At 65.2% G+C, this 22728-nt stretch carries 16 protein-coding genes and 1 pseudogene; 8 read left to right on the top strand and 9 right to left on the bottom strand.

Annotated features, from left to right (window positions below):
• Window positions 1–295: 295 nt before the first annotated feature.
• The 6 genes from FIV42_RS30495 to FIV42_RS05070 all read left to right on the top strand — a co-directional run bounded on the left by FIV42_RS30495 (window position 296) and on the right by FIV42_RS05070 (window position 9553).
• Window positions 296–3694 (top strand): Ig-like domain-containing protein, encoded by a 3399-nt coding sequence (locus tag FIV42_RS30495; protein ID WP_187027619.1) that lies wholly within the window; start codon window positions 296–298, stop codon window positions 3692–3694.
• Window positions 3695–3859: 165 nt separating this feature from the next.
• On the top strand, window positions 3860–4324 hold the full coding sequence (locus FIV42_RS05090; protein ID WP_141196626.1) for a hypothetical protein: 465 nt from the start codon (window positions 3860–3862) through the stop codon (window positions 4322–4324).
• 181 nt (window positions 4325–4505) lie between these two features.
• Window positions 4506–5528, top strand: a complete 1023-nt coding sequence (locus FIV42_RS05085; protein ID WP_141196625.1) for a DNA glycosylase AlkZ-like family protein — start codon at window positions 4506–4508, stop codon at window positions 5526–5528.
• The gene (locus FIV42_RS05080) at window positions 5525–6670 is read left to right on the top strand and encodes an RCC1 domain-containing protein (RefSeq protein ID WP_141196624.1); all 1146 of its coding nucleotides are present in this window, start codon (window positions 5525–5527) and stop codon (window positions 6668–6670) included. The genes FIV42_RS05085 and FIV42_RS05080 overlap by 4 nt, the downstream gene beginning before the upstream one ends.
• Window positions 6671–6779: 109 nt before the next feature.
• Entirely contained in the window at window positions 6780–8093 is a 1314-nt protein-coding gene (locus FIV42_RS05075; RefSeq protein ID WP_168210423.1) for a serine/threonine protein kinase, read from the top strand.
• Window positions 8093–9553: a serine/threonine protein kinase gene (locus tag FIV42_RS05070; protein ID WP_141196622.1), complete on the top strand. Its 1461-nt coding sequence runs from the start codon at window positions 8093–8095 to the stop codon at window positions 9551–9553. The genes FIV42_RS05075 and FIV42_RS05070 overlap by 1 nt, the downstream gene beginning before the upstream one ends.
• Here FIV42_RS05070 and FIV42_RS05065 read toward each other — a convergent pair.
• From FIV42_RS05065 to FIV42_RS30010, 5 genes and pseudogenes are all read right to left on the bottom strand, one after another.
• Window positions 9527–10624, bottom strand: coding sequence for a hypothetical protein (locus FIV42_RS05065; protein ID WP_141196621.1), 1098 nt, complete (start codon window positions 10622–10624; stop codon window positions 9527–9529). The genes FIV42_RS05070 and FIV42_RS05065 overlap by 27 nt on opposite strands.
• A 216-nt stretch (window positions 10625–10840) precedes the next feature.
• Window positions 10841–13738: an excinuclease ABC subunit UvrA gene (gene uvrA, locus FIV42_RS05060; RefSeq protein ID WP_141196620.1), complete on the bottom strand. Its 2898-nt coding sequence runs from the start codon at window positions 13736–13738 to the stop codon at window positions 10841–10843.
• A gap of 459 nt (window positions 13739–14197) precedes the next feature.
• On the bottom strand, window positions 14198–15145 hold the full coding sequence (locus FIV42_RS31385) for an ABC-F family ATP-binding cassette domain-containing protein (protein WP_390619649.1): 948 nt from the start codon (window positions 15143–15145) through the stop codon (window positions 14198–14200).
• A 195-nt stretch (window positions 15146–15340) separates the two neighbouring features.
• Window positions 15341–15733, bottom strand: a pseudogene (locus tag FIV42_RS31380) (ATP-binding cassette domain-containing protein); the annotation flags it as partial.
• A 255-nt stretch (window positions 15734–15988) separates the two neighbouring features.
• A complete protein-coding gene (locus FIV42_RS30010) occupies window positions 15989–16162 on the bottom strand; it encodes a hypothetical protein (protein WP_168210422.1) in 174 nt (57 codons plus the stop codon).
• Window positions 16163–16476: 314 nt separating this feature from the next.
• Between FIV42_RS30010 and FIV42_RS05045 the strand changes: the two genes are divergently transcribed.
• Window positions 16477–17007, top strand: coding sequence for a transposase (locus FIV42_RS05045; RefSeq protein ID WP_141196618.1), 531 nt, complete (start codon window positions 16477–16479; stop codon window positions 17005–17007).
• A complete protein-coding gene (locus FIV42_RS05040; protein ID WP_141196617.1) occupies window positions 17004–17999 on the top strand; it encodes an IS3 family transposase in 996 nt (331 codons plus the stop codon). The genes FIV42_RS05045 and FIV42_RS05040 overlap by 4 nt, the downstream gene beginning before the upstream one ends.
• Window positions 18000–18517: 518 nt before the next feature.
• Here FIV42_RS05040 and FIV42_RS05035 read toward each other — a convergent pair.
• The 4 genes from FIV42_RS05035 to pilM form a co-directional block, all read right to left on the bottom strand.
• The gene (locus tag FIV42_RS05035) at window positions 18518–18904 is read right to left on the bottom strand and encodes a hypothetical protein (RefSeq protein WP_141196616.1); all 387 of its coding nucleotides are present in this window, start codon (window positions 18902–18904) and stop codon (window positions 18518–18520) included.
• Window positions 18905–19069: 165 nt separating this feature from the next.
• Entirely contained in the window at window positions 19070–20176 is a 1107-nt protein-coding gene (gene gspN / locus FIV42_RS05030) for a type II secretion system protein GspN (RefSeq protein ID WP_141196615.1), read from the bottom strand.
• Window positions 20177–20179: 3 nt separating this feature from the next.
• Window positions 20180–20788, bottom strand: a complete 609-nt coding sequence (locus tag FIV42_RS05025; protein ID WP_141196614.1) for a hypothetical protein — start codon at window positions 20786–20788, stop codon at window positions 20180–20182.
• A complete protein-coding gene (pilM, locus tag FIV42_RS05020; RefSeq protein ID WP_141196613.1) occupies window positions 20788–22602 on the bottom strand; it encodes a pilus assembly protein PilM in 1815 nt (604 codons plus the stop codon). Before pilM ends, FIV42_RS05025 begins: the two co-directional genes overlap by 1 nt.
• Between the last annotated feature and the right edge of the window lie 126 nt (window positions 22603–22728).

Genomic DNA, 22728 nt, shown 5'->3' with positions numbered 1-22728 from the left:
GCAGAAAGCGTTGGTGAATGTCGCTGGTAGGCACCATATACCATAGATGGTGCGGGCGGCAATGTGTGGTTGGTGGTGCATCTCGCCGACGCTTTGCGTATACTTCCCGACACTTCGACGCCCAAGGCCATTTTGTGGGGGAATCGTGTTTCAATTTGTGAAGAGTCTGCGTCTCGAAAGGCTGCGCTGTATCGCGCCTCTGCTCGCCCTCTCGGCCCTCCTCGCCACGGCGTGTACTGAAGGGGATGACGACTTCGTCGACCCGACACCGAGACCGTCGGCGCCGACGGTTTCGATGTCCGCGCTGACCCATACGACGTCGGCGGTGTCGAGCCCGACGGTCTCCGGGGAGCTGGAACTCGATGCTCCGGTATTGGCTCCGCATCTCGATGACCAATTCGATCCGGAGATTGCATTCGACGGGACGAATTTTTGGGTGGTTTTTGTCGAGCAGAAGTACTCGGGGCGCGCCGAGATTCGAGGCGTGCGCATTTCCCCGCTCGGCCATGTGCTCGACCCGAAGGGCATCCGGCTTGCGAGCCTCACCTGGCTCCACCCCAGCTCGTTCATCCCCGTCGATGTGAGCATCGCGTGCATCACCGGGCAGTGTCTGGTCAGCTACAGCGCGTATTGGGATTACGGCCCGTACGAGACGCGCGCGTTTCGAATCGATGCGGACGGTAACCGGCTCGAGCAGCAGGATATGGTCGTCGAGATCGGGGGCCTGTATCCGAAGGTCGCCACCGACGGGGCAAATTACCTGGTGGCTGTTCGTGCCGGTGGCTCCGGTGGGTACGAGCTTCGCGCGAGGCGCATCTCGGCGGGCGGCCAGTTTATGGAGGCGCAGCCCTTTGTCATCGCCTCTTCTCAGCGCCGGCTTTGGCTGGCCGACATCGCCTTCGGCCAGTCCACCTACTTACTGACGTATGTCGAGGGGCAGTCGCCCTACGATCACAACGCGGTGCGCGTTTCGACCGCCGGCGCGGTGCTCGACCCCGGCGGAATCTCTCTGTGTACGCAGTGTGGTGGTCGCCTGTCGATGGTCGCCGGAGCCGGCAAATTCTTGGTCACGCGGCCCGGCTCTACGGGGCTTCATGGCCAATTCATCACCGAGGACGGCGTGATCGACCCGCAGACGTTCTCGCCTGCCGGTGTACGGTTCAGCAAAGCGCTCACCTACGATGGGCACAGTTTCGTCGTCTCTTGGCCGACATTGGGCGGAATCGTCACCAGCCGACTGAGTGATACGGGAGCGCTGCTCGACCCGACGCCTCGGCAGGTTGCAACGCGTCTGGGGCGGTCGGGTGTCGGGCTCAGCGCAGCGAGTGACGGGCACAAGACGCTCATGGTCTGGAACGTGCGCGAACTGTTGAGCGGCCTGAACCTGTACGCGGCTCGAATCAGCCGTTCGGGAGCCATCCTCGACTCGGGCGGCTTCATCCCCTATGGCCAAGACAGCCGACGCAGCATGGTCGAACTGGCGACCAACGGTGACGGCTACTTCGCCGCATGGAGCGACGACCGCAACGGTTCGATGGACATCTACGGGGTGCGCCTCGACGAGACGGGCGCTGCGTTGCAGGCTTCACCCATGGCCATCGGCACCGACCCGGCCTTCGACGCCCTGATCGGCGTCGCTTCCGACGGCTCCGATTATCTGGTGGTCTGGCGCAACGCCCTCTACAGCCGACTGTGGGCCCATCGCATCGATGGCGCGACCGGCGCCGTGCTCGACCACTTCGAGATCGAGGTCGGGCTGGAGTCGGCGCCTCGAGGCAACGTCGTCTTCGGCGCAGGGCACTACCTGGTGATCGGCAAGCCCAGTCCCCAGTCGGGCATGCACGCGGTGCGTATCGCGCCAGACGGCGAGGTGCTCGGCGCGAGCACCGCGGAGGTCGTGCCGCCCGAGGCATCGTCCTCCGAGGTGGCCACGGTCTATGGCGGTCATCACTTCATGGTGGCGTACGCTCAGGATGACAAGATCTTTGCCGTCCCGGTCGACCACCGAGGCATTCCCGGGACCCCGGTGCAAGTGGCTGTGACGCTTCCTGCAGCCACCGACATCGAATATGTGTCAGTTGCGTTCGACGGTGACCATTTTCTGGTCGGTTGGGCCGAGGATACATGGAGTAACAGCCTGGTTCGCCTGGCTCGCATCGATGCCACCGGAAACCTCATCCAGACGGGATTGGCGAATCCGAGCGAGCTCGACACCCGCGGAGACAAGCTGGCGCTCTCCGGCGACAAGTCGGCGACGCTCTTTCTCCAAGACCACGTGAACCCTGGCGGGTCGCAGCCTCACAATCTCGAAGCCGCGGTCGTCGGCAACCAGACCACAGCCGAGCCTCCCTTCGTGTTGGCGGCCTCCGACATGCCGCACAACCGACTCGAGAGTGCTGCTTCGACCCGCCCGGGAAGCCATCTCGTCGCCTATACTCGCGAGACCGACTTCGGGGAGCGGCGTCTGTACGCTCGGCGTGTCGAGATACCGTTGCCTTTCGCCGCTCACTCCCAGTCGGTCTTCACCCGGGAAGAAACACCAGTGCGAGTGGACTTGTCGGGCCACGATCCCGACGGCGGCGCGCTCACTTTCTCGCTGGCAAGCCAACCCGCGCATGGCACCTTCACAGGTACGCTCCCGGCGCTAACCTACATCCCCGATCCCGATTTCGTAGGTACCGACGTCTTCGAGTTTGCCGTCACCAATCCACAGGGGGCGACGGACACCGCGCGTGTCTGGGTCACGGTCGATGCGGTCAACGACGCGCCCGAGGCGCTCGACGACTCGTTTTCGACTCACGAAGACGCTCCCATCGAAATCGACGTGCTCGCCAACGACACCGACGTCGAGGATGTGACCGTCCACCGCGCGAGCTTGTGCAGCTTCGCCGAACACGGCGAGCTTATCGAACTGGGCGAGGGCCGATACCGTTACGAGCCGGAGCGGCACTTCGTGGGCACCGATTCGTTTTGTTATGAGGCCTTCGACTCCGAAGGACTGCGCGCCGAGGCGACGGTGACGATCGAGGTCACGCCCGTCAACGACGTTCCCTCCTTCATCGCGCCGACGCCCAGAGAGGGCACTCGGTACGAACTCCGCGCAGGCGACGTGGTGGAGTTTCAGATCGCCGCGTCGGACGTCGAGGACGCCGTGCTCACCTACGGAGTCGATCCCCTTCCCCCGACGGCCAACTTCTCGGCGCAAACCGGCGAATTTCGGTGGCAGCCCACTTGGCGTGAGGCCGGCGAGTATCGACTCACGCTCTTCGCGGAGGAAGCCGTGGGCACGCGTATCACTCGACATATCGAAGTCGCCGTCCAGATCGAGGACGCCGACGCCGACGGCATCCCCGACGACCTCGACAACTGCCCCCAGACCGCCAACGCCGACCAATTCGACAACGATGCGGACGACTTGGGAGACGTCTGCGATCCCGATGACGACGACGATTCGATCGACGACGTCGAAGACGCCTGTCCCTTCGACGCGGGCGGAGACATCGATGGATGTCCCGTCGGCGAGCCCGACATTAGCGACCCCGATGCCGGAGACGCGGGAGACGAAGACGACCACCGTCCGGGCGGTAGCTCCGGAGGCTGCTCGGCCGGCGGCGACGCCGCTCCGCCCGTCGGGTGGGCCCTACTCGTGGGCCTCATCTTTCTCGGCTTTATTCGCCAAACAAGCGAAACATAAAGAAAAAGTGGCGCGCTCGGCTGGTTCCTGTTTGCATACTTTGGAGTCGACCGTTACTCTGCATCAGTGTGAGCGCGTCGAGCACGAGCGAAGGGCCCGCGCCCAGCGGCTCACATGAATGCTTGTTCGGCGCTGCCGACATTACTCTCTTTTGAGGAGAAACGGATGGATTCCAAGTTCAAAAGTTTGCTGTTCTGCTTGTTGGTTCTCGGTCTGACCACCGGTTTCACCTGGTCCTCGCCGAACACCGTCGCGCTCGACGACGCCCACATGGAGGCGCCGCAGGCCGACGAAGACGATGAGGATGACGAGGACGACGGCGACGACGAAGAGGGCGACGACTCGTTCGCGTGTGACGGAGACGGCGACGACGGAGACGACGACGGCGAAGGCTTTGTCGCAGAAGGTGAGGGCGACGAGGACGACGGCGACGACGGAGACGACGAGGACGGCGACGACGAAGAGGGCGACGACTCGTTCGCGTGTGACGGAGACGGCGACGACGGAGACGACGACGGCGAGAGCTTCGCGTGTGACGGAGACGGCGACGACGGAGACGACGACGGCGAGAGCTTCGCGTGTGACGGAGACGACGACGGTGATGACGACGACAACAGCGTTGTCGGCTGAGCCAAGCTCCGGCTAGACTAGCCGCACCAAAAACGCCCGCGACGCGAGATGCGTCGCGGGCGTTTTTGCGTTTGCCCTTCGAGTCTGCCTCTATGGGGATGCAAGATCTTGCACTACCCGCGCATCCGTGACGCCCTAGAGTGGGGGATGTCGAGCCCGATTCACCTCTGTGGAGAATGTTGTGAACGTCAGACTGCTCATCGACGCCGTCGTCCGTCAGACCACGGTGCTCATCGCGCAATTGGCCACCTCGGCGGGCCTGCGCGCCCCGTTGGCCGATATCGCCAACTCCGTCTTTCTCGAGTTGGCCACCGAGCTCGAGGAGCAGGGCGTGAGCCGCAAGGTCGCGGCCGACATGTTCGGCATGGCCCTGCGCTCCTATCAGGCGAAGCTTCGGCGGCTGACCGCCCGTCGCGATGCTGAAAAGGAGTCGGTCTGGGAGGCCGTCTTCAACTTCGTGCGTGAGCGCGAGGTCGTCACCCGCGCCGAAGTGCTCGGTGAGTTCTACGCCGAGGATGACGCCACGGTGCGCGGCATCCTGTGGGATCTCGTCGAGTCCGGCCTGGTCTTCCAGACCGGAAGCGGCCACTCGACGGCCTATCGCTTTGCCAGCGACCAAGACTTCGCCCGACTCGCCGGGCGTGACGAGCACGCCTCGGCGTTGGCGCTCATCTGGCTCCACGTCTACTTGCACGGGCCGATCAGCGTCGACGCGTTGAGCGAGCGGCTCGGTTATGAGCCGGCCGTCGTCGAGGACGCCCTCGATACGCTGGTCGACGAGGGGCGGGTGACTCGCTCGAGCCCGACGCAAGCCGACGCACCCAGTTACCGCTCGGACGTCTGCGTGATTCCGATGGAAGACCCCGCCGGGTGGGAGGCGTCGTTCTTCGACCACTTCAACGCGCTGGTCACCGCCGCGTGCGTCAAACTGCGCAACACGCGCTTGCAGTCGCTCCCCTCCGATGCGGTCGGCGGCAGCACGTACTCCTTCGAGATCTGGGAGGGCCACCCGTTTGCCGGTCGCGTGCTCGGGCTTTTGAGCGATACCCGCCGGGAGTTGTCCAAGCTTCGCGAGGAGGTCGATGCCTACAACGCCGACAACCGTCCTTCGCACGCGCAGACCTCCAGAGTGACGTTTTATTTCGGTCAGTCGGTGCTCGACAATTCGAATGACGATGATGACGAACATGGAGAAGCACGATGAAAGCACGATCAATCGCAACCGTCGCAACCGTTGCACTGGCGAGCTTGGTGAGCCTGACGTTCTCGGCCAGTTGCACCGACGACCACGACCCGAAGACCGGCAGCGAGTCGCATTGGCTGTCGTGTAACACCACCTCCGACTGTCCCTCCGAGCACACCTGTATCTCGGGGCAGTGTCGCCCGAACGACGGCGTCGACTCGCTCGATGCGACCGACGGGGTGGCCCAGGACGTCACCCGTCAGCCAGGTGACGTGTGGGCCGAGGTCGACACGCCCCAGGGCTTGGCCGTGCTCGACGTCGATGTCACGGGCTCTTGGTTCTGCGTGCTGCAGTCCGACGGCAGCGTCGGCTGCAACGAGAACCTCGACGGGCCTGATGGCAGCTTCAAGGCGATCAGCACCGGGTTCTGGCACGCATGTGCCATCCGCGACGACGACACCCTTGCGTGCTGGGGGATGGGGGAAGACCCCAACGTCGACGAGAACGCCGACAATGACTTCGACCAGGCGGTCGCCCCCACGGGCACCTACCTCGACGTGGCCGCCGGCTGGCATCACACTTGCGCGATCGACACCGCCGGGGTGGTCTCCTGCTGGGGACGCAACGATGAAGGCCAGGCCACGCCGCCCAGCGGCACGTTCACCGACCTGAGCGCGGGCGGAAAACACACCTGCGGGCTGCGCGACGACAACACGATCGAGTGTTGGGGCGCCGGCTCCGACCCCAGCTTGGACGACCGGATCAACCACGGCCAAGCCGTGCCGCCCGCCGGCTCGTTCGCCTCACTGGACGCGGGGCGATATCACACCTGCGCGTTGCGAGACGACGGCACCACGGAGTGCTGGGGGCTGGGATCCGAGCCCAACTCCCAGACTGAGTGGGAGGTGCCCGACGACGGCGGCAGCGGCATCTCGGGCGACGTCGACCAGGCAATTCCCCCCGCAGTGCCGTTCACCCAGATCAGCGCGGGCACCCAGACGAGCTGCGCGGTCGACGAGGTCGGCGCGATCTGGTGCTGGGGCTGGAATTACTCGGGATGGCCGAGCAAAGCGCAGTTTCGCAAGGTGAGTACCGGGATCGTCGCCTGCGGCATTCGCACGAACGACACGCTGCTGTGCTGGCGATGGGCTCCTCGACATTGACGCGCGGGATCTGCTGAAAATCGAGCGCCCGGGACGTGAATTCACGTCCCGGGCGTTTTATTTTCTTGAACGTGTATCGCACGGGCTTTGGCCGAAACCGAGAAGCACCTTGGCAGAACACTTCGACGACAACCAGACACTCTCCATCGTTCAGGGATCGGGCGGGCGCTACGAGATTCTCGGGGTGCTCGGCCGCGGCGGGCAGGGGCGGCTCTTCCTCGCGTGCGACCTCGACTCGGGGGCGCGGGTCGCCGTCAAGCAGCTCGCCATGCGGGCGGTGTCGGAGTGGAAGGCCGTCGAATTGTTCGAGCGCGAGGGCAAGGTGCTGCGCTCGCTCGAGCATCCGGCGATCCCGTCGTATATCGACCATTTCGTGGTCGGCGAGGAGACCGACGACCCGCGGTTCTACCTCGTGCAGGAGTACGTCGAGGGCGACAGCTTGGCTGCCCGGTTCGAGGCCAACAAGACGTGGACGCAGGACCAAGCGGTCGACTTTCTGGAACAGATGCTCGACGTGTTGGCGTATCTGGGCGAGCTGCACCCGCCGATCGTCCACCGCGACATCAAGCCGGCCAATATCGTGTGCGGCCCCAACGGGCGCTACGCGCTCGTCGACTTCGGCGCCGTGCAGGCGATCGTGCCCAAGGACGTCGGCGGCTCGACCGTCGTCGGCACCAGCGGCTACCTGCCCGTCGAGCAGATCATGGGCCGCGCGCAGCCGTGCAGCGACCTGTACGCGCTGGGCGCGACCGTCGTGCACATGATGAGCGGCGTGCACCCCGTCGAGCTGTGCGACGGCGGCCTCGAGATCGACTTCGCCCCCCATATCGAGGCATCGCAGGCCTTCGGCGAGCTGCTCGCCGACATGCTCGCGCCGTATCCCGAGGACCGGATCGCGTCGGCCGCCGAGGCGCTCGCGCGGCTTCGCGAGTTGGCCGCGGTGCCGGCCGATGGGTTCTACCGGCGCGGCTACGACAAGACGTCGGAGCAAGGCGACGACGCGCTCGTCGCCGGCGAGTCGCCCGCCGAGCGGCTGCGCTTGGTGCGCGGGCGCTCGACACTCGCCAGGAGGCTTCCCGACACGCTGTCGATTCGCGCCGAGGCCGACAGGCTCGTCGTCGAGACCGAGCCGACTTGGCGCTCGCTCGGGTTCGACGGGCGCCTGGAGATCACGCGTGACGAGCTCGTCTTGGTGCGACGGTGGCGCGGCCGCACGCTCGGCACGCGCACCGTGCGCCGCGACCGGCTCTTCGACGTCATCGCCGAATTCGACCGCATCAAAGTCCTCGAAGGGACCATCGAACATACGTGGACTCTGTTGCCCGGCAACCTGACGCAGGCGTGGCTCTGTAAGTTCTTACGCCTCTACCTGGCGCTCTCAAAAGAAGGGCGCTCGCTCGGCAACTCCGAAGGCGGTGCGTGATGGCCCAGACTCCCCTCGACATGGACGCGGTAGAGCGCCTCGACGGCGAGATGCTCGACGGGCGCTACGAGTTGTCGGACGTGCTCGGGCGCGGCGGGCAGGGCGATACGTACTTGGCGGTGGACCACCGCACGGGCGAGCAGGTCGTCGTCAAGGAGTTCGACCTCGACCTGGCGCACGATTGGAAGGCGGTCGAGCTCTTCGAGCGCGAGGCCAGGCTGCTCGAGCGCCTCGACCACGACGCCATCCCCAGACATATCGATGCGTTCCAACAAGCCGGCGACAACGCGACGCGCTACTTCCTCGTGCGCGAGTATATCGCCGGCGACAGCTTCCTCGAGCTCATCGAACGCGGCCACCACATGCGCCAATCCGAAGCCGTGGCGCTGTGTCGTTCGGTGCTCAACGTCCTCGACTATATCCACAGCCTCGACCCGCCGGTGATTCACCGCGACGTCAAGCCGTCGAATCTGATCCGCAGGCCCGACGGGCGCGTCGCCCTCATCGACTTCGGCATTGCCGGCGAGCACGTGCAGGCGACGGTGGGTGGCTCGACGCTCGTCGGGAGCCCCGGCTACGTCGCCCCCGAGCAGCTCAGCGGTCGCGCCACGCCCGCAAGCGACCTCTACTCGCTCGGCGCCACGCTCGTCCACCTGCTCGCCCACCGCCACCCGGCCGACCTGCCCGTCGAACGACTGCGCCTGCAGTTTCGCGACGTGGTGCCGGTCACCGGCGAGTTCGTCGATTTTTTGGGAGAGTTGCTCGAGCCGAACCCCACCGAGCGGCTGCAGACCGCGCGCGAAGCGATGGTGCGGCTTCGCTTCGACGTCGAAGAGCGAGGCCAACTGAAACGCTACGCCGGCGCGGGCCTCGTGCCCACGGCCGACGACCTGCCGCCGCTTCCCTACCAATCGAAGCTGTCGGTCTCGCGCGAGGAGGGGCGCCTGGAGGTCGAACTCTTCCGCACGTTCAGCGTCGACATGAGCCTGCGCACGAACCTGATCGTGCTCGGCATCCTGGTCCCGTTGCTCGTCGCCGGGCTCTTCTTTGCGCCGGGCATCTTCTTCACGCTCTTCGCCTTCGCCATCCCCCTGCTGGTGGTCACGGTCGCGCTCGGCGCCGGCTACAACAACCGACACCGCATCCGCAAATTGGCCCTCACCCCCGACTACGTCGAGCTGATCGCGCCGCGGGGGCTCAACGCGGGGCTGAAAATCCCGCGCGAGAAATTCGGCGGCCTCTACGTGGTCGAGCACGGTGTGGGCGACCAGCGTCGGCTCGTGCTGATGGCCGACCGCGGCCGGCCCGGCGTGGGCGACGGCACCCTGACCTGGTCACCCGAGGTGCCCGTCGAAGCCCACCTGTCGCGCGCCGACAAGGCGTGGCTCGTCGAAGTATTCGGAGAGGGGAGCCAGCGCGAGGCGTATGCGCGGCTACGGCACAAACACAAACACGTGTAGCTCGTCGCCCGCCTCGACCACCTTCTGCAAAAACGCCCGGTACGAGTCGCCCGCCGACAGCTTCAACACCGGGTGGTTCTGCTTCAACTTCAGCTTCGCCAGGGGGCTGCTGTTAGCCTGAACCCCGCTCATCTTCGCCGACACCACACGCCACGACGCATACGAGCGCTGCTCGCCGCCGACGGTGAGGTACTGCACGGCGCTCCAGTTGGTCTGAGCACAACAGGCTGTCTCGTCCGGGTCGACCACGTCCTCGGCGTCGTCGAGGCGCCCGGCGAGGGCGAGGGTCCACGTGCGGTGGCACTGGGCGTTCCACGGCTCGCCGAACACCTTGTCGTGGAACGCGCGGTCCTGTTCGCGCAACTCGTCGCGCTCGGCGTCGGACGCGCGCAGGTGGCGCCGGTAGCGCTCTACCTGGGCGTCGACGCCCAGCTCGGTCTCGATGGTGACTACCGGCAGCATCTCGGCCTCGACGCCCTCGGCGGCGTAGGCGAACGCGATGTCGGCGACCTTCGCCTTGTTGAGCGCGAAGATGACGTCGGCGAGCGCCGACGGCTGGGCGTCTGACCGGGCCACAACGACCGCCTGCATCGGCTCGGGCGCCGACTGCTGCAGCATCTGCGCCTCTTTAGCGCGTCGTCGCTGCAGCGACACCAGGCGCGCCTCGAGCTTCGCCACGTCGATCGGCGCCTTGGCGTCGCCGAGGCGCACCCGCCCGTCGGGCATCAACTCGACGAAGGTCATCGTGTCGAAGCGCTCCGAGGTGGGGCTGTCGGGCAGCAGCGCCTCACCGATGTCCGCGGGCATCGCGACGAGCTCGTCGTCGGCCGCGGCGAAGTCGGGCAGCGACCGCGACAACCGGAACGGCCGCAGCTTCTCGGCGACCGCCTCCATCTTCGCCGCGCACGGCTCGGCGGCGACGTCGTCGGGCTGGGTGAGCGGTTCGGGTTTCGCGGACTGCGCCGGTTTGGCTTCGTCGGCCGTCGGCCCGGAGGTCTCGCACGCGCTCGCCAGCAGGGCGAGCGAGGCGGTGGAGAGGGCGAGGAGGTTGTGCAGGCGTGGGTGGGTCATGGTGTGCTCCATCAATAAACAATATTCATTAGCCCGGGACTCGCCGCGCCCGCGCCCCCGCCCGCGCCCGCGCCCCGCCGTTCATCTGCTTTACGGTCGATGCAGCAATATCGCTCGAATTGATCGATATCGTTCAATCGGAGCGGCTTCGAACGGTGAACTCATTGCAAAAATAACAACGGGGCGCGGGCGCGGTCTCGGGCGCGGTCGCGGGGCTCACCCCAACGCCTCACGCAAAAACTTGCCGGTGTAGCTCTCGTCGACCTCGGCGACCTCTTCGGGCGTGCCCGCGGCCACCAGGTGGCCGCCTTCGTGGCCGCCCTCGGGGCCGATGTCGATGAGGTAATCGGCGCATTTGATGATGTCGATATTGTGCTCGATCATCACGACCGTGTTGCCCGCGTCGACGAGCTGGTCGACCACGCCCAGGAGCTTGCTGATGTCGTGGAAGTGCAGCCCGGTCGACGGCTCGTCGAGGATATAGAGCGTGTCGCCGGTGGCGATCTTGGCCAGCTCGCGCGACAGCTTGACGCGCTGGGCTTCGCCGCCCGACAGGGTCGGGGAGGGCTGGCCGAGCTGGATATAGTCGAGGCCGACGTCCAGCAAGGTCTGCATGATTCGCGAGATCTTGGGGTGCTTGTCGAAGACCTCGGCGGCCTCGGCGATCGTCATGTCGAGCACGTCGTTGATGCTGTGGCCGCGGTACTTCACCCGAAGCGTCGTCGGGTCGAAGCGCCGGCCCAGGCAGGCGTCGCACGGGACGTACACGTCGGCCAAGAAGCTCATCTCGACGGTCTGGACGCCCTGGCCCTTGCACTCGTCGCAGCGCCCCTCCTTGACGTTGAAGCTGAACCGGCCCTTGTCGAAGCCGTACATGCGCGACTCGGGCAGGTTGGCGAACAGGTCGCGGATATGGTCGAAGACCTTGGTGTAGGTCGCCGGGTTGCTGCGCGGGGTGCGGCCGATGGGCGACTGGTCGATCTTGATGACCTTGTCGAAGAGCTCGAGGCCCTCGATCTCGTCGTGGGCGCCCACCGATCGGTGCTTGAAGTAGACGTTTCGGGCGATCGCCGGGTAGAGCGTCTCGTTGACCAGCGAGCTTTTGCCCGCGCCCGACACGCCGGTCACGCAGGTGAACGTGCCGGTGGGAAAGCGCGCGTCGATGCCCTTCAAGTTGTTGTGGCGCGCGCCGCGAATCCACAGGCTCGGCGTGTCCGTCGAGCGGCGCTCTTCGGGCACGGCGATCTTTTTGCGGCCGGCCAGGTAGTCGGCGGTGAGCGACTCGGAGCTCTCCAGAATCTCGTCGGGCGTGCCCATGGCCACGATATCGCCGCCCACGCGCCCGGCGCCCGGGCCGAAGTCGACGATCAGGTCGGCGTGCTCCATCGTGTCGCGGTCGTGCTCGACGACGATGACCGAGTTGCCCTGGTCGCGAAGCGACTCGAGCGTCTCGAGCAGGCGTCGGTGGTCACGCGCGTGCAGGCCGATCGACGGCTCGTCGAGCACGTACAAGATGCCCGACAGCTCGCTTCCCAACTGGCTCGCCAGGCGGATGCGCTGGGCTTCGCCGCCCGACAGCGTCTGCGCGGCGCGGCCGAGCGACAGGTAGTCGAGGCCGACGTCGAGCAAAAACCCCAGGCGCTCGCGGATCTCCTCGATGAGCTCGGTGCCGATGACCGCGTCGCGGCCCTCGAGCTCGACCTCCTCGAAGAACGCGCGCGCCTCGTCGATGCCCATGTCGCCGACCTCGGCGAGCGAGCGGCCCTTGAAGCGCACCGCCCGGCTCTCGGGGCGCATGCGCGTGCCGTCGCAGGTGGGGCAGGGCGCCGGCTCCTGGAACTCGCCGAAGAACTCGCGGGTGCTCTTCTTGCGGGCTTTCTTGTGGGCGTGGGCGACGAAGTCGACGACGCCCTCGAAGCCCTTGTAGCTCTTCTTTTTCTTTTCGGCGGGCCCGAAGAGCACGAGCTCGCGCTCGTCGCTCGTCAGCTCGCTCCACGGCCGGTCGAGGTCGATTTTGCGGGCCTTGGCGCTCGTCTCGAGCTGCTTCCAGACCTTTTTGACCGACTCGGCGTGCTTGAAGCGCTTGCCGCGGTCGCTCTCCGGGTGGGGCCCAATCGCCTCGACGGCGCCCTCGGCGAGGGACTTCGACCCGTCGATGACCAGCGAGTCGGGCGCGACCTGGTCGGTCGTGCCGATGCCCTGACAATCGGAGCACATCCCCAGCGGGCTGTTGAACGAGAAGCTCTGGTGGCTCAACTCGGGGAACGCGATATTGCAGTGGGTGCAGGCGCGCTCGGTGCTGTAGAGGCGCTCGCGCTCTTGCTTTTCGTCTCCCTGAGGCGGCGTCACGATGATGCAGCGCCCCCCGGCCGTCGACAGCGCCAGCTCCACCGAGTCGGTGATGCGCTGCTGCTTGCCGGGCTTGGCGATGAGCCGGTCGACGACCACGTCGATGTCGTGGCGCGTGTGCAACGCGACCTTCTCGACGTCTTCGAGCGCGACGATTTCGCCGTCGATCCGCGCCCGGATGAACCCGTCCTGGCGAAGCTCCTCGAACAGGTCGCGGTACTCACCCTTGCGGTTTCGCACCAGCGGGGCGAGCACCATGAACTTGGTGCCCTCGTCGAGCGACAGCACGCTGCCGATGATCGCCTCTTTGGACATCGAGGTGATCGGGCGGTCGCACTCGTGACAAAACTGCTGGCCGAGCCTGGCGTAGAGCACGCGCAGGTGGTCGTGCAGCTCGGTCACCGTCCCCACGGTACTGCGCGGGTTATTGGTCGACGTCTTCTGCTCGATGGAGATCGTCGGGCTCAGCCCCGCGATATAGTCGAAGTCGGGCTTGTCGATCTGGCCCAGAAACTGGCGCGCGTAGGTCGACAGGCTCTCGACGTAGCGGCGCCGCCCCTCGGCATAGACCGTGTCGAAAGCCAGGCTCGATTTGCCCGAGCCGCTCGGCCCGGTGAACACGATCAGCCGGCGCTTGGGCAACGCCAGGTCGAGGTTGCGCAGGTTATGCTCGCGCGCCCCATGGATCACGATCGCATCTTTGTCGAAAACACGCTCGCCGTGGGTGGCGCGAGCGGGCGCTTTAAAGCTGGGTTGGGCAGTCATATGTACCGGAGATACTGCAGGGAAAACACTTCGGCGCGGCGGACAATCATGCTCGAAATGAACCGCCGTGGGCGGGGCAGTATTTCAGGGGATTGGAGTGGTGGCAAGTGCCGGGACGTTTGTTCAGTGTTGGGGCTTTGTTTGGCCTCCTCCTCGGTCCTCCTCCACTTCGCTTCGCTGCGCGGAGGAGGAGTCCCCTCCTCGGTCCTCCCCTACGCTACGCTTTGCTTCGCGCAGGGGAGGAAGATGTTGCCAGTACGCACCTTGTACAGAGTCCGATAGAACGACGTCTTCCTCTCCGCCCGTAACGAAGTGGAGGGAAGGAGAGGACCGAGGAGAGGCCCCCCTCTCCACCCGTAGCGAAGCGAAGGGAAGGAGAGGGATCGAGGGAGAGGCCACCCATCCTCGCCCAAAGCGAAGGGAAGGAGAGGGATCGAGGGAGAGGCCCCCCGCACCGAATCAAAGCGCCGCCACGCCCCCATAAATCTCCACGCGCTCCTGCGCCACCCGGTCACTCTCGATGTACTCGTCGAAGGTCATCAGGTGGTCGACCATCCCGTGCGGGCCGATCTCGATGATGCGGTTGGCGACGGTGTTCACCAGCTCGCGGTCGTGCGACGACAGCAAGATCACCAGGTCCTCGGCGGCCTCCATCGCGCGGTTGAGCGCGGTGATGCTCTCGAGGTCGAGGTGGTTGGTGGGCTCGTCGAAGATGAGCGCGTTGGCGCCGACCTGCATCATGCGGGCGAGCATGCAGCGGACGCGCTCGCCACCCGACAGGACGTTGACCGGCTTGAGGGTGTCTTCGCCGGTGAACAGCATCTTGCCCAAGAAGCCGCGCACGTCCTCCTCGTGCTTGTTGATCGTGTACTGGCGCAGCCAGTCGATGAGGTTGAGGTCGACGCCGTCGAAGAAGGGCTCGTTCTCGCGGGGGAAGTAGGCGTGGGTGATGGTCGAGCCCCACTCGAACGTGCCGCTGTCGGGCTCGCTGACGCCTGCTAAAATGTCGAATAGCGCGGTCTTGGCGCGGCCGTCGTGGCCGACGAACGCCACGCGCTCGCCCGGCTGCAACGAGAAGCTGACATTGTCGAGGATCTTCTCGCCGTCGATCGTCTTGGTGAGACCCTCGACGTTGAGGAGCACGCGGCCCGGCTCGCGCTCGGGCTTGAAGACGATATGCGGGTATTTGCGCGTCGACACGGGCAGGTCGTCGAGGGTGAGCTCGGCGAGCAGCTTTTTGCGCGAGGTGGCCTGCTTGGCCTTCGAGGCGTTCGAGGAGAAGCGCTCGATGAACGCCTGCAGCTCTTTGGCCTTGTCGCTGGCCTTCTTCTGGGCGTCGCGGCGCTGGCGCAAGGCGAGCTCGCTGGCCTGGATCCAGAAGTCGTAGTTGCCGGCGTAGACCTGCACCTTGCGGAAGTCGATGTCGGCGATGTGGGTGCACACGTTGTTCAAAAAGTGGCGGTCGTGGCTGACCACGATGACCAGCGTGGTCAGGCGCGAGATGTAGTTCTCGAGCCAGGCGATCGTGTGCACGTCGAGGTGGTTCGTCGGCTCGTCGAGCAGCAGGATGTCGGGCTGGCCGAAGAGCGCCTGGGCCAGGAGCACGCGCACCTTGTGGCCGCCCTCGAGCTCGCCCATCGTCTTGTAGTGCAGCTCGGAGGGCACGCCCAGCCCGTCGAGCAGGCTCGCCGCCTCGGACTCGGCCTCGTAGCCGTTCATGTCGGCGTACTCGACCTCGAGCTCGGCTGCGCGCGCGCCGTCCTCCTCGCTGAAATCGGGCTTGGCGTACAGCTCGGCGCGCTCTTTGTGGACTTCAAACAGGCGCGGGTGACCGAAGAGCACCGTGTCGAGCACGACCATCTCGTCGAACTTGAACTGGTCCTGCTCGAGCTTGGCCATGCGCAGGTTCGCCGGGATATGCACGCTGCCGGCCGACGGCTCGAGCTCACCGCTCAAGACTTTCAAAAAGGTCGACTTGCCCGCGCCGTTGGCGCCGATCAGCCCGTAGCAGTTGCCGGGCACGAACTTGACGTTGACCCCCTCGAAGAGGGGCGTGCCGCCGAAGTTCACCATGATGTCCGATGTCGTGATCACTGTTCTACTCTCCGAGACTTTTTGCTCACCGATATAAGAAGGCCCCCCACTACATCGCGGGGGGCCAAGGGTCAATCGAATTCGGTGTAAGACGTGTGGGGAGGGAGGGGAATTCCCTTTTGGGGTTACGGTTACGGTCACGGGTGCCGGTCACGGTCACGGATGCCGGTCACGGACACAGATGCCGGTCACGGTCACGGTCACGGTCACGGTCACGGTCACGGTCGCCGGATGCCGGATGCCGGATGCCGGATGCCGGATGCCGGATGCCGGATGCCGGATGCCGGATGCCGGATGCCGGATGCCGGTCGCCGGCAGCCGGTTGCCCACGACCCCGGCGGGCTCGTCCCGCCGGTGAGCGAGCCTGAGTAGCTAGAATGTCCCGCCGCCCGACATCCCCCCTCAAACGCGTGAATTTTTCGCGCGCGCGATCTGCAGATATGAACAGAGTAGCAGAATGGCTCCCTCCCCCTGGGTCCCGCGGACCCCCGCCCATTGACCATCCAAGACGTACCTCGGCGCTGCCTCCGCCTGCCTCGCTTCGACCGCCCGGGTGGGGCGGGCTCGGCCCCCAGGTGTCAGGATAGTTGTCGCCTCTTCGATTGTTAGTTTCATGGAACGAAGGGGCAACAAGGAGATCCGAGATGAGTCCATATCCTAAAGAGCTAAAAGAGCGTCTTGTTCGACGGATGCTCGACGAAAAGATCAGCCCGGAGAGCCTGGCCGAGCTGAGCGGCGTGGGCAAGACGACGCTTTGGCGGTGGAGAAAGGCGGCGCTCGATGGTGCCTTGCGTGCTGAGGCAAAGCCAGAGTCGGCACCCGAGAGACGCTCTTCGGCCGAAAAGCTGCGTCTTGTGATGGCCGCCGAGGCGCTCGAGGGCAAGGAGTTTGGCGCTTTCCTGCGCGAGGAAGGAGTGCATACAAGCGACCTTCGACGCTGGAGAGCGCAGATGTACGAGGGGCTTGATGGACGCACCAGGGCCAAGAAGGAGGCCACCCAGAAGCTGCGCCAGGCCCAACGGGACAAGCGCGAACTCGAAAGCGAGCTTCGCCGAAAGGAGGCCGCGCTGGCCGAGACGGCCGCCTTGTTGGTGCTCTCAAAAAAGGCGCGCCGGTTGTGGGGGGACGAGGACGCTCCCATGATCGGCAAGAGCGACAAGTCATCCTCGACATGATCGCAGAGGCGGTCTCCCACGGCGCGCGTCAGGCCCAGGCCTGTCGGACCCTGGGCATCAGCGAGCGCACCATACAGCGGTGGCGAAAAGACCCGCAGGCCGAGGACGCTCGCCAGGGACCCCACAGTCGGTGTGCGCACGCGCTCACCGACGAGGAGCGAGCACAGGTGGTCGCCATCGCCACAGGTCGTGAATTCTGTGATGTGAGCCCCCGGCAGATCGTATGCAGCCTGGCCGACCGGGGCGAGTATGTCGCCAGCGAGTCGACATTTTACCGCGTGTTGCGCGAAGAGAAGATGATGACCCACCGCCAGCCAAGCCGGCCGCCGAAGCCCAGGCCGAAGCCCGAATTAGTGGCCGCCAGCCCCGGCCAGGTCTGGGTGTGGGATATCACATACTTGCCCACCCAGGTACGCGGCCGGTTTGTCTACCTTTACTGGATCATGGACTTGTTCAGCCGCAAGATCGTCGGCTTTAGCGTCGAAGACCAAGAATCGATGGAGCTGTCGAGCCGCCTCATTGAAAAGACGATCCTCGCCGAACAGGTCGAGGCGAGCGGACTTTGCATCCACGCCGACAACGGGGCTGCGATGAAGGGCTCGACGCTTCTGGCGACGCTGGAGCGCCTGGAGGTGGCCGCTTCGTTTAGCCGCCCGGGCGTCTCCAACGACAACCCTCACTGCGAATCGAGCTTTCGCACGCTCAAATACCGGCCTGGCTACCCCAAAAAGCCGCTCGACGGCGTGCATGAATGGTCTGAGTGGGTCGAGGCGTTTGTCCGCTGGTACAACACCGAGCACTATCACAGCGGGATCGGCTGGGTGACCCCCGAGCAGCGCCACGCGGGCGAAGACGTCGAGCTGCTACAAAGACGCCAAAAGCTCTATGAACAGGCGCGCCAAAAGAATCCCGCACGCTGGAGTCGAAGGCCGCGAGGATGGACGCGCCCCGAAGAGGTGCGGCTTGCGCCGCTCAATTTACAAGAGACGTAGATAATTCAGACGCGACAACTATCTTGACACATACCGCGGCTGGAGGCGTGGGCCAGGCCGGGGGGGTGATTTCGTCGTCGGTTGCGCATCCGATGGGGGCCACTCTCGAACGCGGCGCTGGGTGAGACGACGCGTTCGGGGCCCCTATTATGGTTATCGCGGGATTTGTGGATTTGTTGCGTACTTTCTTGCAGATCGGGGCGTGGTGGGTTTCTCGTGGGGGATGGCGCTGATGGGGGATTTGCGGATGGCGCGGATGACGGGGATGGCGTTGATGGCGTTGATGGCGCTGAGCTCGGATGGGGTGATGATAGGCGGATTGGGCGCGGATAGAGGGTGATGATTCAGGATGCGCGGATGGTGGGTGGGGCGACCGTCATGGTTAGCTACACAGGCTCATTCACCCGCGGGACAAGCCCGCGGGGGTCTTGGGGTAAAGGCGGCCCTATTCTAGCTACACAGGCTCATTCACCCGCGGGACAAGCCTGCGGGGGTCTTGGGCAAGGTGAGCGCCTCTTTTAGAACGTGACCTCTCCAAGATCCTCGGAGTGCGTCACCCAGGAGCTTCGCTCGAGGTCCCACAGGCGCCAGTCGTCCGGGTCGACGGTGGCGCCGTAGTAGATGCCGAAGATCGCTGTGGCCAGGGCGAAGAGGGCCAGGGCGACGTACACGCGGCTGCGTTTGCTGAGCGGCTCGGCGCGTTTGTCGTCGAAGTAGTAGACGAACATGGTGATGGCGAAGGCGGCGAACCAGCCCCAGAACATGTCGGGGAAGAGGCCGCGCGCGACCAGCTCCATGGCGTTGCCGCAGGCGAGCGCCGGGGCGCTCAGCGCGGTGAGGCCGAGGGCGGAGAGCAGGGCGGTGGAGTGTCGCTGGGTGTTTGGGCGCTTTGGTGTGGGGTTCACGTCGCCTCCTGGGGTGTGGGGTAGGGACATTGTAGGAGGCGACGTGTTGTCAAACAAGTGGGGGCCCTCTCCCTTGGTCCCTCTCCACTGCGCTTCGCTTGTGGAAAGGGAATCCTCTCCTCGGTCCTCTCCTTCCCTTCGCTTCGCTGCGGGAGGAGAGGAGGATTACTTTTTGCCCTTCGGCGCGCTCTTCGCGCCCTTGTTGCCCGCGTCGGCCTGCGGGCCGCTGGCGGCGGTCGGGGCGCCCTTGAAGCGCGGCTTGGCGAGGCGGCCCCACAGGACGAAGCCGTACCATTCTTTGGCTTTGCCCTCGCGGAACCACTTCATCTGAAGGACGCTCGAGAGGTCGTTCGAGCGGATATACTTGTCCTCGAACTGGAAGCGCATCTTGAGCTTGGCGCGGCTCGAGGCCATGTTGCGGCCGAGTTCGAGGTCGCCCCAGATCTGGCCGCGCACGTCGCGTCCCTCGTGGAACTCGAAGCGCTTGAAGTCGACCGTGGGGGTGGGGCTTCCCTTGGGCTTGTTGATGACCAGGTTGGCGTCGAGGCTGCCGAAGCTCGTCGGGGGCACGTCGATGAAGGCCATCGGGCCGAGCTGGTCGGTGTGGATGGTGGCCTCGTCGACCATGAGCTGGCGGCCTGTCAGCGTGATCTTGCCGCCGGTCAACAGCGGGCGCTTGGGGTCGAGCTCGAGGTTGATCTCGCCGCCCAGGGTGCCCAGCACGGGCACACCCAGAAAGGAGTCGATGATCTTGGTCTTCGACAGGTCGATGTCGTCGATGTCGACGTTGACCTCGCGCTTGTCGCCGCCGTGCACGTAGTTGCCGCTGATGTCACCGCCGCCAAGGTCGACCAGGAAATCGACCGTGGGGGCGAAGTTGGCGATGCTGGCAAGCGGCGAGAAGCCGGCGGCGATGCTCGGCACGGTGATGCGCATGGGCTGCTTGTTGGGCGGCCCGCCGCCGTCGTCGGATTTGCCCGAGGGGCGACCGCCGTTGGCGTCGTCGGTGGGGCCTCCGCCCTGGGCGTCGTCGTCGCTCGCCGTGTCGGCCACGCGCTCGGAGAGGGTGACGTTTTCGAGCTCGACGCCGCTGAGCCACCACAGATCGAGGTCCTCGATCTCGACGTTGTATTTGCCGCCGAGCTGGCTTTCGAGCTGCACCGTCGCGATCTCTTTGAGGCGCTGGTCCGGGAAGGTCAGCACCAGGGCGACCAGAAAGGTGGCCACTCCGAAGGCGACGTAGGCCGTGATTCGTACAAGGGGACGGTCCATGAATCAGCTCTTTTGCTCACGTTTGATGAACGTCGAAACTTCCACGCGCGCCCGCACTTCGCCGGGGCTGCGGTGCTTGCCGCGCATGTCGATGCGCTTGATGACCACCGGCTCGCCGCTGGTCTCGATCTCCTCGAGGAATTTCAACAGCTCGTCGTGCTGGGCGTCGCGGATGTCGACCTTGACGCGCTTCTCGACGATGATCGGGCCGGACTTGTCGCCCGAGCCGATGGGGATCTCCTCGGAGTCGTAGCTGCTGACCTTGACCCCGGCGGCCGAGGCCTTCGAGGCGATGAAGCTCGTCAGCTTGACCTCGTTGTTGGTCAGGATCTCTTCGGTGAACTGGTCGGCCAGCCCGCCGCTGCCTTCGCCGGCGTTCTTCTTTTCGAGGTAGCTCGGCCCACCGGCTGCGACCAGCTCGAGGGCGTTCTCGTAGGCCTGCGTCTGCGACTCGATATCGCCGAGCGAGCGCGAGAAGATGCCCACGATGAGCGCCAGGACCACCAACGGCAAGATGATCGCCATGGCGATGACAAGCTTTTGCTCGCGGTCGGTCAGGTCCGAATACGCGTCGCTCATTTTGGCCGAGAGCGATTGTTTGGGATTCGCCATCAGGAACACTCACTGGAAATATGCAGGTGAAAGTCGACCTCGGAGTCGCCCTTGATCTTGAGCTCGCCCTCTTGGCGCACGTCCTTGAGGCACTCGAGCTGGCGCATGTTGTCCATGAGCTGCTCGACGGCCTGAGGGCTGGTCGTCTCGCCGTAGACCTGGGCGACATTGCGGTCGACGTCGACCTCGAAGCGGCTGATCGTCAGGTCGATATCTTGGGAGATATTGGAGGCGAGCTCGTAGTAGAGCTGGTAGGCGCTCATCTCGGGGATGTAGCCCTTTTTGCTCGAGCTCTCGCCCGTGAGTCGCTTCTTGATCTTGTCGTTGGTGTAGACCGGCTCGCCGAAGAGCTTGGTGGTCTGCTGGGTCAGCGCGGCGCGCATGGCGTCGCGCTGGGCCTCCATCTGGATCTTTTGGCTGAAGAGCATGCCCACCAGCAAGAAGAGGAGCACGGCCGCGGCGGCGCCGTATTTGACCATCTGCGAGCGCAGGTAGCTCGACTTGCCGCGGTAGGTGAACTCGTCTTTGCGCAGGTCGATGAGGCGCTCTTCGTCGCGGCCGTCGATCTGCTGGAGCGCGGCCGAGGCGGCCATGGCCAGCGGGGCCTTGCTCACCTCGTCGCCCGGCTGCAAGGGCATGCCGGGGATGCGGTCGATGGGGAAGCGGCGAACGGGCACGCCGAACTCGCGGCTCATGAACTCGGGCAGGTTCCCAAGCTTGCTGGTGCCGCCGCACACGTAGATCTCGTCGATCTTGATGCGGGTGCGCGCATACAGCGACTGGAAGGTGCGCCGAAGGTCGCGCACGAACGGCTTGAGCGATTGCTCGAGCGCGTCGCTGACCAGCCGCTGGTTGCCGCTGGGGGCGTCTTCGGGCCCCAAGATCTTGGCGTGGTTCTCTTTGAGGTTTTCGGCCTGCTCGTAGGTCGAGTCGAAGCGCTCGGCGATCGCCTTCGTCAGGTTGTGGCCGCCGAACTGCACCGAGCGAGCCACGGCCGGCTCGCGCTGGTGGAGCACCAGCACGCGGGTGTACTCGTGGCCGATGTCGACGACCGCGTAGGTGCCCTCGTCGACCGGGGCGCAGCGCTCGAGCGCGTAGGTCAGCAGAAGCTCGGGGATGCCCAAGACCGCCGGGTCGACGTGCTGGCGCTTGAGCTCGCCCAGAAACTCGCCGACTTGCTCTTTGCGCGCGAAGCCCACGACCGCCTCGGCGCCTTCCTCGACGGTGCTCTCGATGAGCTGGAAGTCGTAGACGACCTTGCTCGGGTCGACCGGCAGCCGGTCGTTGAGCATATGCGGCAAGATATTCTCGACCTTGCTGCGCTCGGCGAAGGGCACCGGCTGGTGGATCGACATGGCCTGCCCGTTGGGCAGGAAGGTGACCACCAGGCCGTCGTCATCGAACGCACCGCGCTCGATGAGCCGGTCGAGGGCGGCCTCCCAGCGACCCGTGTCGTCGGCGTGCTCGTCGTCTGATTGCGCGTCGTCGGTCGGCTCGTCGTCTTCCGGGCCGAAGTGATCGTCGCCGGCCGCCTCGTTCTGGGGCGCCTCGGTCTCGGGGCCGCCGGGCATGGGCGGCGGTCCGCCGTCTTCGCCCTGCGCACCGGCGACGTCGTCGCGGTGGCGCACCTGGGTCGGAGCGTCTTCGAATTCGTCGCCCGCCTCAGTGGCGTTGCCAGCAGGGGCAGGGCGCTCGTTCAACCTCGGCAGCGGCTCTTCGTCGTAGCCGATCACCTGCGGATCTCGCCCGCGCTCGATGCGCACGAGCTTGATCGAGTGGGTGCCAAAGTCGAGGCCGATGATATGGTTTGCCATACGTTTCCTTCGGAAACTCAGCAAAAGAGCAAAAGAGCAAAAAAGCGAAAGAGCTAAAGGCTCCAGTCGAGCCACATCAGTGAGTTGTGACTCTTTTGCTTTCTTACTTTTTTACTTCTTTGCTTC

The sequence above is a fragment of the Persicimonas caeni genome (genome assembly GCF_006517175.1).
In the GTDB taxonomy this organism is placed as follows: domain Bacteria; phylum Myxococcota_A; class Bradymonadia; order Bradymonadales; family Bradymonadaceae; genus Persicimonas; species Persicimonas caeni.
Note: the sequence above shows the minus strand (reverse complement) of the source record. Positions and strands in the feature narration are given on the sequence as shown.